General features: G+C 33.7%; 19 protein-coding genes. 17 read left to right on the forward strand and 2 right to left on the reverse strand.

What is annotated here, in order from left to right; all coding sequences use genetic code 11:
* Positions 1–102: 102 nt before the first annotated feature.
* Complete coding sequence (locus tag ACTXGU_RS20405) at positions 103–321, reverse strand: sigma factor G inhibitor Gin (protein WP_443483367.1); 219 nt, start codon at positions 319–321, stop codon at positions 103–105.
* A 182-nt stretch (positions 322–503) separates the two neighbouring features.
* Between ACTXGU_RS20405 and ACTXGU_RS20410 the strand changes: the two genes are divergently transcribed.
* The 9 genes from ACTXGU_RS20410 to rsmI all read left to right on the forward strand — a co-directional run bounded on the left by ACTXGU_RS20410 (position 504) and on the right by rsmI (position 7,636).
* Positions 504–1,952: an aminotransferase class I/II-fold pyridoxal phosphate-dependent enzyme gene (locus tag ACTXGU_RS20410; RefSeq protein ID WP_443483368.1), complete on the forward strand. Its 1,449-nt coding sequence runs from the start codon at positions 504–506 to the stop codon at positions 1,950–1,952.
* Positions 1,953–1,979: 27 nt separating this feature from the next.
* Positions 1,980–2,606, forward strand: a complete 627-nt coding sequence (gene tmk, locus ACTXGU_RS20415) for a dTMP kinase (RefSeq protein WP_443483369.1) — start codon at positions 1,980–1,982, stop codon at positions 2,604–2,606.
* 293 nt (positions 2,607–2,899) lie between these two features.
* Complete coding sequence (locus tag ACTXGU_RS20420) at positions 2,900–3,229, forward strand: cyclic-di-AMP receptor (protein WP_443483370.1); 330 nt, start codon at positions 2,900–2,902, stop codon at positions 3,227–3,229.
* Positions 3,230–3,296: 67 nt separating this feature from the next.
* A complete protein-coding gene (gene holB, locus ACTXGU_RS20425) occupies positions 3,297–4,304 on the forward strand; it encodes a DNA polymerase III subunit delta' (RefSeq protein ID WP_443483371.1) in 1,008 nt (335 codons plus the stop codon).
* Positions 4,297–5,124: a PSP1 domain-containing protein gene (locus ACTXGU_RS20430; protein WP_443483372.1), complete on the forward strand. Its 828-nt coding sequence runs from the start codon at positions 4,297–4,299 to the stop codon at positions 5,122–5,124. The genes holB and ACTXGU_RS20430 overlap by 8 nt, the downstream gene beginning before the upstream one ends.
* Positions 5,125–5,136: 12 nt before the next feature.
* Entirely contained in the window at positions 5,137–5,514 is a 378-nt protein-coding gene (yabA, locus tag ACTXGU_RS20435) for a DNA replication initiation control protein YabA (RefSeq protein WP_443483373.1), read from the forward strand.
* Positions 5,515–5,774: 260 nt separating this feature from the next.
* Complete coding sequence (locus tag ACTXGU_RS20440; protein ID WP_443483374.1) at positions 5,775–6,518, forward strand: tRNA1(Val) (adenine(37)-N6)-methyltransferase; 744 nt, start codon at positions 5,775–5,777, stop codon at positions 6,516–6,518.
* Complete coding sequence (locus ACTXGU_RS20445) at positions 6,505–6,795, forward strand: GIY-YIG nuclease family protein (RefSeq protein WP_443483375.1); 291 nt, start codon at positions 6,505–6,507, stop codon at positions 6,793–6,795. Before ACTXGU_RS20440 ends, ACTXGU_RS20445 begins: the two co-directional genes overlap by 14 nt.
* Entirely contained in the window at positions 6,770–7,636 is an 867-nt protein-coding gene (rsmI, locus tag ACTXGU_RS20450; RefSeq protein WP_443483376.1) for a 16S rRNA (cytidine(1402)-2'-O)-methyltransferase, read from the forward strand. The genes ACTXGU_RS20445 and rsmI overlap by 26 nt, the downstream gene beginning before the upstream one ends.
* A gap of 250 nt (positions 7,637–7,886) precedes the next feature.
* Here rsmI and ACTXGU_RS20455 read toward each other — a convergent pair whose 3' ends face one another.
* The gene (locus ACTXGU_RS20455) at positions 7,887–8,171 is read right to left on the reverse strand and encodes an AbrB/MazE/SpoVT family DNA-binding domain-containing protein (protein ID WP_443483377.1); all 285 of its coding nucleotides are present in this window, start codon (positions 8,169–8,171) and stop codon (positions 7,887–7,889) included.
* Between the two features lie 537 nt (positions 8,172–8,708).
* Here ACTXGU_RS20455 and metG point away from each other — a divergent pair.
* From metG to ACTXGU_RS20495, 8 genes are all read left to right on the forward strand, one after another.
* Positions 8,709–10,697: a methionine--tRNA ligase gene (gene metG, locus ACTXGU_RS20460; protein WP_443483378.1), complete on the forward strand. Its 1,989-nt coding sequence runs from the start codon at positions 8,709–8,711 to the stop codon at positions 10,695–10,697.
* 247 nt (positions 10,698–10,944) lie between these two features.
* On the forward strand, positions 10,945–11,712 hold the full coding sequence (locus ACTXGU_RS20465) for a TatD family hydrolase (protein WP_443483379.1): 768 nt from the start codon (positions 10,945–10,947) through the stop codon (positions 11,710–11,712).
* Positions 11,713–12,148: 436 nt separating this feature from the next.
* Positions 12,149–13,339: a ubiquitin-like domain-containing protein gene (locus ACTXGU_RS20470; protein ID WP_443483380.1), complete on the forward strand. Its 1,191-nt coding sequence runs from the start codon at positions 12,149–12,151 to the stop codon at positions 13,337–13,339.
* 398 nt (positions 13,340–13,737) lie between these two features.
* Entirely contained in the window at positions 13,738–14,298 is a 561-nt protein-coding gene (gene rnmV / locus ACTXGU_RS20475) for a ribonuclease M5 (protein WP_443483381.1), read from the forward strand.
* Positions 14,291–15,169, forward strand: coding sequence for a 16S rRNA (adenine(1518)-N(6)/adenine(1519)-N(6))-dimethyltransferase RsmA (gene rsmA / locus ACTXGU_RS20480; protein WP_443483382.1), 879 nt, complete (start codon positions 14,291–14,293; stop codon positions 15,167–15,169). The genes rnmV and rsmA overlap by 8 nt, the downstream gene beginning before the upstream one ends.
* A gap of 205 nt (positions 15,170–15,374) precedes the next feature.
* Positions 15,375–16,253, forward strand: a complete 879-nt coding sequence (yabG, locus tag ACTXGU_RS20485; RefSeq protein WP_443483383.1) for a sporulation peptidase YabG — start codon at positions 15,375–15,377, stop codon at positions 16,251–16,253.
* 282 nt (positions 16,254–16,535) lie between these two features.
* On the forward strand, positions 16,536–16,799 hold the full coding sequence (gene veg, locus ACTXGU_RS20490) for a biofilm formation stimulator Veg (protein WP_443483384.1): 264 nt from the start codon (positions 16,536–16,538) through the stop codon (positions 16,797–16,799).
* A gap of 230 nt (positions 16,800–17,029) precedes the next feature.
* Entirely contained in the window at positions 17,030–17,212 is a 183-nt protein-coding gene (locus ACTXGU_RS20495) for a small, acid-soluble spore protein, alpha/beta type (protein ID WP_443483385.1), read from the forward strand.
* Positions 17,213–17,419: the final 207 nt, after the last annotated feature.

Raw genomic sequence — 17,419 nt, forward strand, 5'->3', positions numbered from 1 at the left:
CATCTAATATTAATTAGATGTTTTTTTTGTAGATTAAACTTTTTAACGAATAAAAAGATATATTCCAAATAGTTGAATGGTATTTATAATATCGCTGTTCTTTTATGGACAGTTCTGAGCTTTTTTTAAGCGGTTAATGTAAAAAAGATAGTTTAAATCACTTGTTTTAGTATGAACTATCTCCTGTTCGCAATCAGAACAAATAAAGGTATGATATAAATGGATCCCCATTAATTTATGCTTCTCACAAATTAAACATTTTTCCTTAATCTGATGCAGCTGTGTTTTGTTTAAAGAGAAATTCAAAATCTCCACCTCCATATCACCATGTTATCCATATAAATCCATCTATATACAATATTCAGAAAATTACAAAACGAACTTTTTGATTCATCAAAAGAATAGAATAAAATTAAATAGATAAGAAAAAACATATCTTGATATGGTCAACTTGTTTCACATGGAACGAATGATAAAATATATAAAGTCACAAAGAAGAAAAGGTGAAAATTTTGCAAAAGGAAACGCCGTTATATACAAAACTAGCTCAATTTCAGCAAAAAATAAATATTTCTTTTCATGTACCTGGCCATAAAAATGGGATGCTCTTCCCTGCGTATAAAGAGTGGGGAGAGAATTTGTTGCATTATGATCTCACAGAACTTACTGGATTAGATGATCTTCATGCTCCGACTGAAATAATTTTACATGCTGAAAATTTATTGGCTCAATTATATAAAGTAAAAAGCAGCTATTTTTTAGTGAATGGATCAACAGTAGGAAATTTAGCCATGATCCTAGCTTCTGTTCAGGAAGGTGAAGGGGTATTTGTTCAACGGAATAGTCATAAATCGATTATGAATGGAATTCGCTTAGCTAAAGCCAAGCCTATTCTGCTAAGTCCAGAATACGACCCTGAATGGGGGATAGCAGCTACTTTATCTGTTGCTACTTTAAAAAAAGCAATAAAACTATATCCTCATATTAAAGTATTAATTATAACCTCTCCTAATTACTATGGAATGGTAGGGGAATTAGAGGAGATTATTCAATTAGCACAAGCGCATGAAATAGTGGTGCTCGTGGATGAAGCTCATGGTGCTCATTTTATTGGATCTTCTTATTTTCCAGCATCAGCAGTAGAGTTGGGAGCAGATATTGTTATACAATCTGCTCATAAAACATTGCCTGCTTTAACAATGGGAGCTTATTTACATTTTAATAGCAATAAGATCCAACAAATAAAGGTAGAGAATTATTTATCGATTCTCCAGTCTAGTAGCCCATCCTATCCAATTATGGCATCTTTGGATATAGCGAGAAGTTATATAGGGACATTTAAAGAAGAAGATGGAGAGTTTTTAATAAAAGAAATTGATGCATTTCGAGAAGAACTTAGTAAAATAGATCAAATAAAAGTGTTATCTTATAAAAAGGGTAAAGGGGACCCATTAAAAATTACAATTCAATCGGCTTGTTCTCTAAATGGATTTGAACTTCAAAAATTAATGGAAAGAGAAGGGGTCTATTCAGAGTTAGCGGATACAACTAATGTATTATTAATATTCCCTTTACTTAAAAAGGGAATGGAATACCCATTACAACAAGCTCTAAAAAAAATCAAAAAGGCATTACAACCAGTTGCAACTAATAGAAGGGGCATGGAAGGTAAAAGCCTGACTATAAATATAGAGCCCAATATAGTAGAATTAAAGCTTAATGAAGAAGAACAATTAAAACGAGAGAAAAAGCAGGTAAGTTTAGATGAGGCTTTACACTTTATAAGTGCAGAAACCGTTGTTCCATATCCACCAGGTATACCGTTGCTACTTCCTGGGGAAGAAATAACTTTAAATCATATTAATCATTTGAAAAAATTAATCGAAAACGGTGCAAAGTTTCAAGGAGAATCCTCCATCTATCATCGTAAAATTACTGTTTTTATAAGATAACTAAAGTGTAGTAGGAGGAAATATCTAATGGCAGAAGGGCTTTTTATTACAATGGAAGGACCAGAGGGAGCTGGAAAAACGACCATTTTAGAAATGTTAGAAGAATACTATATAAAAAAAGGCATAAAGGTAATAAAAACAAGAGAACCAGGCGGAATAAAAATTGCTGAAAAAATCAGAAGTGTAATATTAGATCCTGATCATACAGAAATGGATGCAAGAACAGAGGCTTTGTTATACGCAGCTGCTAGAAGGCAACATTTGATCGAAAAAGTAATTCCAGCGTTACAGGATGGATATATTGTTTTGTGTGATCGTTTTATTGATAGTTCTCTTGCTTATCAAGGACATGCAAGAGGGTTAGGTATTGATGAAGTATGGAAAATAAATGAATTTGCGATAAATGGATTAATGCCGCATGCGACTATTTATTTTGATTTAGATCCTAAGATAGGATTGGCTAGGATCAATAAAACAAAAGATAGAGAAATAAACCGTTTAGATTTAGAAAAGCTGGATTTTCATGAACGTGTTCAAGAAGGGTATTATCAAGTGATGGACAAATTTCCTAATAGAATCAAAAAGATAGATGCAGCTCAACCGCTGGAACAAGTTTTTCAACAAGCAGAAAGGATGATAAGCAAGCTGTTATAAGTTTAGGCTGTTTTCTAAAAGTAGACCTTTATTTTAATATTAGAATGGATATGCTTCGAGTTAGATAACTGTGTAGCGCAAGCAGCCAGCCCCTGTGAAAAATAACCGCGGTCTCTAAAAATAACAAACACTCTTTGAGCCAAGAGTATATTTTTCTTCGGAGCTGAGCAAGGCGCCTTCGCTTTTATTAATACAAGCTCCAAATTATCTATAATACATGTTTCTTCCATAATTTACTGATATAATAGAAGGAAGCTTTTTATTCGGAAAATATAAAATAAAGGATGGTAAAAATGAAATTAATTTTGACTGTTATTCAAGATAAAGATAGTAATAAGCTATTAAATGCCCTTGTTGAACATAATTTTAGAGCAACAAAACTAGCCAGTACTGGTGGATTTTTGAAATCAGGCAACACAACATTTATGATAGGTACGGAAGATATTCGCGTTGAAAAATGTATGGAAATTATTAAAGAAAACTGCCAATCACGAGATCAGCTAGTAGCACCTGTCTCTCCAATGGGTGGCAACGCAGACTCTTATGTTCCATATCCAGTTGAAGTAGAAGTAGGAGGGGCAACTGTTTTTGTACTGCCAGTGGAACAATTCAAACAATTTTAAGTCCATATTCAAACAGAAGGACAAAAAGGAATGTTAATTAATTTATATACGTAAGTGAGTGATTGTCTTGACAAGAACATGGGACCAACTAGAGCAGTCACAGCCCATTGTATTAAAAATGCTAAGAAACAGCTTAAAAAAGAACCGGCTTGCACATGCATACCTTTTTGAAGGAATGAAAGGAACAGGCAAAAAAGATATTAGCATACTACTAGCAAAAAGTGTTTTATGTGAGAACTTATTAGATAAATATGTTCCATGTGAAACATGTTCTAATTGCAAAAGAATAACTCATGGAAATCATCCAGATGTTCATATTTTAGAACCAGATGGATTATCTATAAAAAAGCATCAAATTCAAAGCTTGCAAGAGGAATTCTCTAAAATGGGAGTAGAATCAAAAAAGAAGCTTTATATTATTAGTCATGCAGATAAAATGACAACTAATGCAGCTAATAGCTTATTAAAGTTTTTAGAAGAACCAAATGCAGAAACAATGGCTATTTTATTAACAGAACAAATACAACAAATTATTCCAACTATCTTATCTAGATGCCAAATATTATCTTTTACTCCTTTGACTCCTTCCAAATTGGTAGATCAGCTTATTATTAATGGGATAAAAAACAATGATGCTCCAAAACTTGCCCAGCTTACCAATAATTACGAAGAGGCATTGCTTCTAAGTTCTGATGAATGGTTTGTACAAGCACAAAAAATAGTGGTAAAATTATATGAGACTCTTAAGGGAAATTCCTTAGAGGCATTAGTAGCTCTTCAACGGGATTGGTTTTTGCATTTTAAAGAAAAAGACCAATATGACAAAGGGCTAGATTTATTGTTGCTACTATATAAGGATTTATTATATATACAGCTTGGCAAGCACGATAAAATTGTTCATATAAACGAAAAGGAACTTTTAGAAGCTTCTGCTTTAAAGCTTTCTAATCAAAGTTTAACAGAACAAATATCAGCTATTTTTGAAGCAAAGCGTAAGCTGCAAGGTAATATGAATCCACAGTTATTGATGGAGCAGCTTGTGCTAAAGCTGCAGGAGGGATCTTCAGTTGTATGATGTTGTAGGAATCCGCTTTAAAAAAGCTGGAAAAATATATTATTTTGATCCGAATGATATAATCATTCAAAAAGAGGACTTTGTTATCGTGGAAACAGTTCGAGGAGTTGAGTATGGTAAAGTAGTTATTGCTCCAAAGAAGGTTGACGAAACGGATGTTGTATTACCTCTTAAAAAAGTATTAAGGATAGCGGATCAAAAAGACCAAATGATTGTAGATGAGAACAGAAGCGCAGCAAAAGAAGCATATGAAGTTTGCTGTGAAAAAGTTAGTCTTCATAATTTGGACATGAAGTTAGTAGATGTAGAATATACATTTGATCGAAATAAAGTAATCTTTTATTTTACAGCAGACGGCCGTGTAGATTTTCGCGAATTAGTAAAGGATTTAGCTGCAATTTTTAGAACGAGAATAGAATTACGGCAAATCGGTGTTCGAGACGAGGCAAAAATGCTAGGTGGAATTGGACCATGCGGTAGAATGCTTTGTTGTTCCACCTTTTTAGGAGATTTTGAACCAGTTTCAATAAAGATGGCAAAAGATCAAAATCTCTCATTAAATCCAACAAAAATTTCTGGTTTATGTGGTAGATTAATGTGTTGTCTAAAATATGAAAATGATGAATACGAATCTGCCAAAGAACAATTGCCAGACTTAGGAGAGTGGATTGAAACTCCTCAAGGAAAAGGAAAAGTAGTAGGGTTAAATATTTTAGAACGTTTACTCCAAGTGGAAATTTCTGAACAAGAACGAGTGCTTGAATATACATTGGAAGAAATACTGCAAGAAGATACTGTTTCAGTTCAATCCACAGATTAATGAGGTGGAAGAGTGGATAAAAAAGAAGTTTTTGATTCAGTAATTAATATGGAAAGCCAAATTGGGAATTTATATCAGCAATTAGGTGAGTTGAAGCAACATGTTGCAGAGCTGATTGAGGAGAACAACACATTAAAGCTGGAAAATGAGAATTTAAGAAGGCATCTAGAAAGACAAGCAAAGGTAAAAGACAAAAATAAAGAAACAAATAAAAAGATAAATTCAAAATCTAATAACCAAACAGAAGAAAAAAATATAGATGTAGGAGAAGGATATGACAACCTAGCCAGACTTTATCAAGAGGGTTTTCATATTTGTAATCTTCATTTCGGCAGTCCAAGAAAAGATGGAGATTGCTTGTTCTGTTTATCGTTTCTTAATAAAAAATAGCCCAATCTGCTGTCGGATATTTACTTTCGATTAAAGTGATTTTAGCAGAAACTTCAGGCTGATCGAAAACGTTTGTCTTTCGAGACGTGAAGCCTTGGGAGGAGCGGAGTTACCGTGTTTGGGTAATGAGCATCCGAGTAAGGCGAACAACGAAGAAAGCGAGCGTTTGTCGACAGCCTGGAACCTTCCTTACCGTAGGAAGGTTTTTTTTTACATGTTTTATGGTATATAAGATTTTTTAGATAGTGGAGGTTCATACAGTGGTTGAATTAATAGGAGATGAAAGGCTGGACTATTTATTAGCGGAAGAATTAAAAATTATTCAAAGTCCTTCTGTTTTTTCTTTTTCCCTTGATGCAGTTTTATTAGCGAACTTTGTTTCTGTTCCAATAAATAAAGGGAAATTAGTTGACCTTTGTAGTGGAAATGGTGTGATCCCATTATTTCTGTCGTTGCGAACAAAGGGAACAATAATAGGAGTGGAAATTCAAGAACGTCTTTATGATATGGCTAATCGAAGCATTATGTATAATAACCTACAAGAAAAAGTAAGTATGATTCATAAAGATATTAAAGAAGTTCCTGCAATTATAGGGTATGAAAAATATGATGTTGTTACATGTAATCCGCCTTATTTTCAAACAGATTCATCAGAAGAGATAAATGTAAATGAGCATTTTGCTATTGCTAGACATGAAATATTATGTACACTAGAGGATACGATTCGCATATCCAGTCAATTAGTCAAACAAGGTGGAAAAGTAGCTTTTGTGCATAGGCCAGGCAGGTTTCTTGATATTGTAACATTAATGAGACAATATCGATTAGAGCCAAAACGAATCCGATTTGTATATCCAAAAAAGGGGAAGGATGCAAATGTGCTTTTAGTAGAAGCAATAAAAGATGGGAAACCAGATTTAAAAATACTTCCGCCATTATTTGTATATGATGATGCAAACGAATATACAGAAGAAATGAGTCGAATCCTATATGGAAATAAGTAACCATTACTTTTATGTTCTTCAGTGTGGTGACGGGACATTTTATGCAGGGTATACAAATGATTTAGATAAAAGAGTCAATACACATAATAAAGGAAAAGGTGCTAAATATACGAGAGGACGTCTGCCCGTTACTTTAGTGTATTTTGAAGTTTTTTCTAATAAATCTGAAGCACAAAAAGCTGAATACCGTTTTAAACAGTTGGATAGGAAAAAGAAGGAACAGTATGTAAAAAAGGAAGCAGGTGAAGCATTTGTGGCAGCAAAAAAGCTATCATGAGAACACAGGGTGTTTATACTTAATACCAACGCCAATTGGAAATTTAGAAGATATGAGTTTTAGGGCTGTACGCTTATTAAAAGAAGCTGATCTTATAGCTGCAGAAGATACAAGAAATACAAAAAAATTATGTAATTATTTTGATATAACAACACCTATTGTAAGCTATCATGAGCATAATAAAGAAACAAGCGGCCGTAAAATAATACAAGCAATACAAGAAGGAAAAGTAGTGGCATTAGTAAGTGATGCAGGTATGCCTACTATTGCTGACCCGGGTTATGAGTTGGTAGTTGCAGCAGTAGAAGAAAAGTTGCCGGTTATACCATTGCCAGGTGCAAATGCAGCATTAACGGCATTGATTGCATCTGGATTGCCTACCCATCCATTTTTCTTTTATGGCTTCCTTAATAGACAGAAAAAAGAAAAGAAAAAAGAATTAACGTTTCTTAAGGAGATTCAAGGTACCATTTTATTATATGAATCCCCACATCGTTTAAAAGAAACTTTAATATTAATAAATGAAATATTAGGCAATAGAAAAATATCTCTCTGCCGAGAATTAACAAAAATGTATGAAGAATTTATAAGAGGATCAGTTCATGAAGTAATTGATTGGGCGGAAAAAGAAGAAATACGCGGAGAATTTTGTATTGTAATAGAAAAAGGAGAATGGCAAGAATCAGTAACGGATTGGTGGACTGATCTTACTGTAGTGGAGCATGTTGAACAGTATTTAAACGATGAAGGATGTACCGCAAAAGAAGCTATTAAAAAAACAGCTGTCGATAGAGGGATACAAAAGAGAGAAGTATATCAAGAGTATCATGTAAATGAATAAAAAAGAAAAGCGGAAGCGGCTTGTTCATCGTCGTACAGACTGAAGGGCTTTGACTGAGATAAAGGAAATACGAAGAGCGTTAGCGATTCGATGTTGGCTTATCGTAGGGAGAAGACCTTAAGTACGATAGGTGCTGGAGCTAGACACTCATCTAAGTTGAAAAACTTCTCTACTAAAGAAAAAAGTATGGAAATCCAGCAATACGCTATGTTTCCATACTTTTTTTATAAAAATTCAAATGATAGTGGAATTATTTAGATACTTCAAAAGAACTTTTGATTTCATTTAAAAGCTGTTCTGCACCTTCGCGGCTTAGAATTAATTTGCCACCAGCTAAAGTTAAGTTATCGTCTGAAACTTCACCAGTAACTTGGCAAGTCATATTAGGTTTATATTTTTTTAAGATGATTTTTTCATCATCAACATAGATTTCTAGTGCATCTTTTTCAGCAATTCCTAACGTACGTCTTAATTCGATTGGAATAACTACACGCCCCAATTCATCAACTTTACGAACAATACCTGTAGATTTCATTTCCTTTTCTCCTCCCAAATAAATAATATTTATCTTTTTTCGCTAATATTCGACAAATTTCTTTGTTTGGTTCTATAATACCAGCCATTCCCATAACCGTCAATTATTTTATTTTAGAAATTTTTGAGAATCGACAAATGTTTATATAGCAATGTTTTACGATAGGTGCATACCAGTATTTTCTATATCAAATGAGATGAAAAATAAAGATATAAAAGTATTTCATGTATTTTTTCGACAAATTTCTACAAAAAACAGTGAAAACGACATTTGTTCTTTTAGAAATATACAGTGAAGTTAGTAAGAGAAAAGGCATTAGTTAGTTGCAGAATAAATGAATTTTATGTATATTCTGATGGTGTAAATGAAAAAATGGCAATATTTAATAAATTTTTCTATAAAAAATAAAGAAATATTAAATTGGTGTTTTGGAATTTGAACAAGTATTGATACAATAAGAAGTACATAAACAATAGTTTATCGTTTACTATTTAAGTATTGTACATAATGTATAAGTTACTTTCAGGAGGGATAAAAATGAAAGATCAAAACAACACTTTCTATATAACAACCCCTATTTATTATCCGAGCGGAAATCTACATATTGGGCATGCATATACGACAGTAGCAGGGGATGCAATGGCCCGTTATAAACGTATGAGAGGTTTTGATGTTCGATATTTAACGGGAACAGATGAACATGGTCAGAAAATTCAACGTAAAGCAGAAGAAGCAAGTATCACTCCACAAGAATATGTGGATGAGATAGTGGCAGGTATTAAAAAGTTATGGGATAAGCTTGATATCTCGTATGATGATTTTATTCGTACTACTGAAAAGCGCCATACAGACGTTGTTAGTAAAATGTTTCAACAATTAGTGGACCAAGGAGATATTTATTTAGACGAATATCAAGGTTGGTATTCTGTATCAGATGAAACATATTATACAGAATTACAGTTAGTTGATCCGATATATGATGATGCTGGTAAAATTATTGGTGGTAAAAGTCCTGATAGTGGCCATCCTGTTGAATTGGTTAAAGAAGAATCTTACTTTTTCAGAATGAGCAAATATGCAGATCGTTTATTAGAGTTCTATGAACAAAATCCTGAATTCATTCAACCAGAATCCCGTAAAAATGAAATGATTAATAATTTTATTAAACCAGGTTTAGAAGATCTTGCTGTATCAAGAACAACATTTAATTGGGGAATAAAAGTGCCAGGAGATCCAAAACATGTTGTATACGTTTGGATTGATGCGTTGTCTAATTATATCACAGCATTAGGTTATGGTACAGAAGATGAGTCTAAATATTCTAAATATTGGCCTGCGAATGTTCATTTAGTTGGAAAAGAAATTGTACGTTTTCATACCATCTATTGGCCGATTATGTTAATGGCTTTAGATCTTCCACTGCCGAAAAAGGTATTTGCGCATGGTTGGATTTTAATGAAAGACGGAAAAATGTCGAAATCAAAAGGGAATGTTGTAAATCCTGTAACACTTATCGACAGATATGGTTTAGATGCTTTACGATATTACTTATTGAGAGAAGTGCCATTTGGAGCGGATGGTGTGTTTACACCAGAAGGATTTGTGGAAAGAGTAAATTTTGATTTAGCTAATGATTTAGGAAATTTACTAAACCGAACAGTGGCAATGATTAATAAGTACTTTGATGGAGTTATTCCAGAATATAAAGGTTCAAAAGGAAACTTTGAACAGTCACTTGTAAAAGCCCATGAGGAAACTTTGCAGAAATATGAAGAACATATGGAGAATATGGAATTTTCTGTTGTGCTCACGAATCTATGGCAATTGGTGAGTAGAAATAACAAATACATTGATGAAACACAACCATGGGTGTTGGCAAAAGAAGGAAAACAAGAACAGTTAGCGGATGTAATGACTCATTTGGCTGAATCTTTAAGAAGGATTGCGATTCTGTTAAAACCATTTTTAACAAGAACGCCTGATAAAATATTCCAACAGTTGAATATCCAAGATGATTCTTTAAAATCTTGGGAAAGTTTAGGCGTATTTGGATGCATTCCAACGGCAACAAAGGTCGAAAAGGGCGAACCTATCTTCCCACGTTTAGACATGGAAGAAGAAGTGGAATTTATTAAAGTAGAAATGCAAGGTCCTGCCAAAGAAGAGGAAAAAGCTCCAAACGTGCAAGAAGTCCCTGAAACAGAGGAAATAACAATTGATGACTTCATGAAAGTAGACTTGCGAGTAGCAAAAGTATTACAGGTTGAACCAGTGAAAAAAGCAGATAAATTGTTAAAGCTGCAACTGGATTTAGGCTATGAGCAAAGACAAGTAGTTTCTGGCATTGCTCAATATTATAAGCCAGAAGAATTGGTTGGAAAACGAGTTATATGTGTAACGAATTTAAAACCAGTTAAATTAAGAGGCGAACTATCACAAGGAATGATTCTTGCAGGGAGTCAGGATGGAATTCTTTCTGTCGCTTCTGTAGATGAGTCATTGCCACTTGGTGCTAAAGTGAAATAAATTTTAATATAAAAAGAAGGCTTTGTTAAACGATAAGTTGTTAATTAGGAGGGAGTGGATTCCATAACCTTTTGAAAACCAACAAGGGAATTTAACAGAGCCTAAAAGAAAAACATAGAAGTATCCAGACATTCATTCGTTATGGAACATTTCTATGTTTTTCTTCAAATTAGGTGGTTGTAGTGGTTAATTGCGAAATTTTTGTATAGGAATAAAAAATAATATTTGGAACAGAGGAGACTTTTTAATGTTATTTGATACGCATACACATTTAAATGCAGAGCAATTTACAGAAGATTTAGAAGAAACTATTCAACGTGCTATTGATGCAGGGATGGAAAAAATGATTGTTGTTGGATTTGATCGACCGACAATTGAAAAAGCAATGGAACTGATAGAGAAATATTCTTTTCTTTATGCAAGTGTAGGCTGGCATCCAGTTGATGCAATTGACATGACGGAAGAGGATTTACTATGGATAGAGGAGTTGGCAAACCATCCTAAAGTGGTTGCTATAGGAGAAATGGGATTAGATTATCACTGGGATAAATCCCCGAAAAATATTCAAAAAGAAGTGTTTAGAAAACAAATAAGGTTGGCGAAGAAAGTGAATTTGCCGATTATTATTCATAATCGAGAAGCAACGGCAGATATAGTGGATATATTAAAAGAAGAGGATGCAAAAGAAGTTGGAGGAATTATGCATTGTTTTGGTGGAAGTGTAGAAACAGCACAAGCGTGTATTGATATGAATTTCTATATTTCACTTGGAGGAACGGTAACATTTAAAAATGCAAAAAAACCAAAGGAAGTAGCAGCAGCTATTCCATTAGAAAAACTTTTAATCGAAACGGATTGTCCGTATCTTGCTCCAACCCCGTTTAGAGGCAAACGAAATGAACCTAGCTATGTTAAATTTGTTGCAGAAGAAATTGCAGCAATAAAAGGAATTTCTTTCGAGGAAGTAGCAGCAGCAACTACAGAAAATGCAAAAAAATTATTCGGCATAAATTGATAAGCAATGATGTCGAATAAGGGAAATGCTTGTCTTTTTTTAATTAGTTCTACAACCTTTTCTTTTCTCATAGTGCGTGTTCAAAAAGAAGGACAAAAGAGCTGAGAATTTTAAGGAAGTGCAAGCTTAGAAGCATCGTAATTCCACAGGATGTGATGACTTCAATGGGGTAAGTATTTTTAGTTGAAGATTTACTATAATACTTGAAGAGCGTAAAGAAAAGCTGACACAGAAATTCGACAGCTTTTTTTTTTCGAACATTTTTGGACAACTTCGCATAGAATGATTGTGTCGAGAAATCTTTCTTTCTTTTTGTGAAGATATTTTGCATAATAGGAGGTACGGTCAAAGAAAGTATATGGGGTTGACAGCAGGCAGGATACTCTATATAATCACTCCGAGAGAAAAGGAGGCGTTTTTCATCGTAATTAAAAACATGAAAAACCTGTTTTCCACATATTTGAGTAGGAAAAAATGGGCCATTATTATTGCTAGCTTCATAGTTTTTGCAAGTGCATTCGGCTTTCTTATATACGAGACTTCAAAAAAAACTGTGTCGCTAACTTTAAATGGTGAAGAAAAGGTCATCCGAACTCATTCATCCACTGTAAAAGAAATATTTGATGATGATCTAAAAATTACAGTCCACTCAAAAGACTATGTGTTTCCTTCGTTAGAAACAAAGGTAAAAGACGATGATAAAGTTGTATGGAAACAAGCAAAACAGGTTGAATTGAAAATAGACAACGAGAAGAAAACGGTTTGGACAACAGCTGAAAATGTTGAAGAGTTTTTAAAAGAACAAAAAATTTCTTTGAACAAATATGATCAGATTAATCAAAAAGGGAAAACCAGCATAGAAAATAACATGGAGATTGTTGTACATACAGCATATCCAATTATACTAGTAGATGCAGGAAAGAAAAAACAACTATGGTCCACTTCGACTACGGTCGCTGACTTTTTAAAACAACAAGGAATTTCACTTACAAAATTAGACCAAGTTGAACCAAATCTAAATGAAAAAGTGAAAGAAAAAACTGTTGTAAATATTACTCGCATAGAAAAGGTCACCGATGTAGTGGAACAACCAATTCATTATGCTGTTGTTACTCAAAAAGATGATAGCTTGAAAAATGGTACTGAAAAAGTACTTAAAGAAGGTAAAGAAGGATTAGCATCAAAAAAATTTGAGATAACATTAAAAAACGGCAAAGAAGTTTCTCGAAAACTGCTCAGTCAAAAAATCATTAAAGAAAAACAGGATAAAATTATTGCAGTAGGAACAAAACCAGAAGTTTTACAAGTTGCGTCCCGAGGTGCAAGTGAAGCAGCAGGAACAGAAATGTATGTAAACGCAACTGCTTATACAGCAAGCTGCAATGGCTGTTCTGGGTATACTGCTACTGGTATAAATTTAAAAGCAAATCCAAATGCAAAAATAATTGCTGTCGATCCAGATTATATTCCATTAGGTACAAAAGTATATGTTGAAGGCTATGGCTACGCAGTAGCTGCTGATACAGGCTCCGCTATACAAGGAAAGAAAATCGACGTATTTTTCGCAACGACAGCAGAAGCATATCGTTGGGGTTCAAGAACAGTAAAAATAAAAATAATTAATTAAAGTTTCATTTGGTAAGAAAATATAAAATTTTCAACTTAGACGAGTGTCTAACCGACGTATAGGATGTACATGTGCCGATGTTGCGACAGGCTCGAAGGATGCGAGTCAATCGACGTTGCCACAGGACGTGGCGTACTTAGTCGATTTACCTTTTTTGCGTACTTACTCGCTCAGCTCAGTCCGTACGGCGATGAACAAGGCGCTTGTGCTTATTAACAGAGAATCTATCGCATTCTCTGTTTTTTTTTGTTGAAGAATGTATTTTGTTGAAAATAATCATTTAAGCTATAATGAATGTTATAATCTACGTGCGAATTATCTTTCTGTATATATAGACGTTTCATGTTACAAAAATGTTTCATTTTTTTTTCAAATATTTATTTTTTTTTGGAGGTTCCATGAAGATAAAAGAAATAATAGTAGTGGAAGGCAGAGATGATACAATTGCCATTAAACGAGCAGTTGATGCAGATACAATTGAAACAAATGGTTCAGCCATCAATAAAGAAACCATTGAAAAAATAAAATTAGCCCAAACAACGAGAGGGGTTATTATATTTACAGACCCTGATTATCCTGGACAAAAAATACGCAACACAATTGTTAAACATGTTCCCGGATGCAAGCATGCTTTTATTGCAAAGGAAAAGGCGTTGCAAAAGCATGGAAAAGGGGTTGGAGTGGAGCATGCATCTATAGAAACGATTAGAGACGCTTTAAAAGATGCTCATTTAATGAGTGAAACCGTAATGGAACAAATTACACAAGAAGATTTAATATGTGCGCAGCTTATCGGTGGAGAAGGTTCAAAGGAACGACGTGAGCAATTAGGGAAAATATTGAAAATAGGCTATACAAATGGAAAACAGCTGCATAAAAGGTTGATGATGTTTCAAATTACAAAACAAGCTTTTGCAGAGGCTTTAATAGTAATGCGCCAGGAGGAAAACGATGGATAAAGATATTGCAACACCTGTTAGAACGAAAGCAATACTAGAGAAATATGGATTCTCTTTTAAAAAAAGTTTAGGGCAAAACTTTTTAATTGATACGAATATATTAAGAAATATTGTAGACCATGCTATGCTTTCTGAGGAGTCTGGAGCTATCGAGGTTGGTCCAGGAATTGGAGCTTTAACAGAGCAATTGGCGAAGCGCAGCAAAAAGGTTGTAGCTTTTGAAATAGATCAACGATTATTACCGATATTAAGTGAAACGCTATCGCCGTATCAAAATACGAAAGTGATTCATGAAGATATTTTAAAAGCAAATGTAAAAGAAGTGATAGACGCAGAATTCCAAGGCATTGAAGATATCATGTTAGTGGCAAACTTGCCATATTACGTAACTACTCCCATTATCATGAAAATATTAGAAGAAAAACTTCCGCTTCGAGGAATTGTCGTGATGCTTCAAAAAGAAGTGGCAGAAAGAATATCAGCAAAACCAGGGACAAAGGAATATGGCTCTTTGTCGATAGCGATACAATATTACACCGTACCTGAAGTAGTTATGATTGTGCCTAAAACAGTATTTGTACCGCAGCCAAATGTAGACTCTGCTGTAATAAAGCTCACAAGAAGGGATACTCCGTTAGTTTCCGTTAAAGATGAGGATTTCTTCTTTCGGGTAACAAGAGCAAGTTTTGCACAGCGCAGAAAGACAATATTAAATAATTTATCCAGTCAGCTTGAGAATGGCAAACAAAAAAAAGAATGCATAATAGAGGCGTTGCAGCAAGCTGATATTGCCTCTTCTAGAAGAGGAGAATCGTTATCCATAGAAGAGTTCGCAAAGTTAAGTGACGCTTTATATGAGACATTTAAATAAGCAGAGACTAAAAAACACAGGGAAATTAATGTTTCTTGTGTTTTTTTGTTGATTTTCACGTTTTTTCTTTTATTTATACAACAACTCAATAAAACAGAAGGGAACTAACATGTTTGCTCACATCTGGATGGACTTTTGCATAGTGTAAGAAAAGATAGGGAAGAAACAAATGGCTCTTAAATTAGGGCTAATTGGAGTGACGACAGTGAGTATAAATATCATGGATATCGTCGGTAGAAAATCGTATCAATGTGATATTGTTTTTCGAATTATTGATATGAAAGAAGAAAATGGACAAAAGCTTGCTGTTTTATACGGAGAGGATTTTCGTCTTATTGCAGATGCTCCTTATGAAGATTTAATCAGTATCAATAAACCGATGCAAAGAAAAATAGCACAAGAATTTCAGTTTTTAGAAGAACAATCTTTAGAATTATTTCGGCAGGATGTTCATTTATTACGACAAAAACAAGAGTATATTGCAACAAATTCCTTTAATAAACAAACCAATTATTTTCAAATACCAGGAAAAGTATTGCATTTAGATGGAGATTCTTCTTATTTAGAAAAATGTTTAACTTTATATGAAAAAATCGGTATTCCAGTTACAGGTATACATTGTAATGAAAAAGAAATGCCGCAAAAGATTGGCAAACTTATTGATTATTATCGACCAGATATACTTGTCATTACAGGACATGATGCTTATTCAAAGGCAATGGGAGGAATGCAGGATATTAATGCATATCGTCATTCCAAACACTTTGTGCAAACAGTTAGAGAGGCAAGAAAAAAAATTCCTCACTTAGATCAGCTAGTCATATTCGCAGGAGCATGTCAATCTCATTTTGAATCACTTATACATGCAGGAGCAAATTTTGCAAGTTCTCCTTCCAGAGTAAATATTCATGCACTAGATCCGGTTTATATCGTTGCAAAAATTAGTTTTACACCATTTATGGAACGAGTAAATGTATGGGATGTGCTGCGAAATACATTAACAGGGGAAAAGGGACTTGGAGGACTTGAAACAAAAGGAGTATTGCGAACAGGTATGCCATATAATATAAATTATCCAGAATAATATTTTAAAGACGAATGGGAACGCAATTGTTTTCTATCGTCTTTTTTTAGGGGATTTTAAAAGCGTTTATTTACAACATTATCTCCTTTTTTAAGCTATTTTTTTTAAAATGCATCTACTTACATAAAAAGCAAAAATTGGGTAAAGATAAAAATATTGAAAAATAAGAGGCAAATAAGAATAAAAAATGTTGACAACTTCTAAAAAAGACTGTTATAATTTATATTTTTGTTTGACTCTATTGTGTCAGTGTGATATACTTTACACAGTGAGGTGGACCGAATGGCGAAAACATTATCAGATATAAAAAAAGCTCTTGATTCAAATTTAGGGAAAAGGCTTATGCTAAAAGCTAATGGTGGACGTCGAAAAACTATAGAGCGTTCCGGTGTACTAACAGAGACCTATCCTTCTGTTTTTGTGGTTGAATTAGATCAGGATGAAAATGCATTTGAACGTGTATCGTACAGTTATGCGGATGTTTTAACAGAAACGGTTCAAATTACCTTCTACGAGGATACAACAGGACAAGTTGCTTTAAGCTAATAGATATGGATCGCAGTGAACAATTTGTTTACTGCTTTTTCATTTGTTGGAAAAATAATTTATCTTCAGTTGGTAAGAAATATTACTTATGAAAAAACAAGAAAGTAGCATACTATAATTGCGTGTTCAAAAGGAAGATAATAGTTGACGCAGAAATTCGACAGCTATTTTTCCAGAACTCTTTGAACACTTTCTATAAATACCGTGAGTGATGAAAGGAGAGATTCACTTTGGGTAGACGAAAAGGTGTAATGTCTGAAGGTTTAAAAGAAGAATTAGCGAAAGAATTAGGCTTTTATGATGTTGTTCAAAAAGACGGTTGGGGTGGCATTCGAGCAAGAGATGCAGGAAACATGGTCAAAAGAGCGATTGAAATTGCCGAACAAAGTCTTCTTAATCAAAAACAAGAATAGTTTTTGTAACCCTTAAGTTCACTTGTTTACAACGAATCCTATTTAAATGGATTTATTCACGGTATCAGTTTATAATGCGGCTTCACATTTATTATTAGTAAGCTTACTTTACTAATAAATAAAAATGTGGAGCCGTATTTTTATAAAAAATGTATGTAATATAAAAAGGTCTCACATACTTTTTAAATAAAGCGATAATCGGATAGA

The sequence above is a fragment of the Niallia sp. 01092 genome (assembly GCF_052318935.1).
Classification (GTDB): domain Bacteria; phylum Bacillota; class Bacilli; order Bacillales; family Cytobacillaceae; genus Niallia.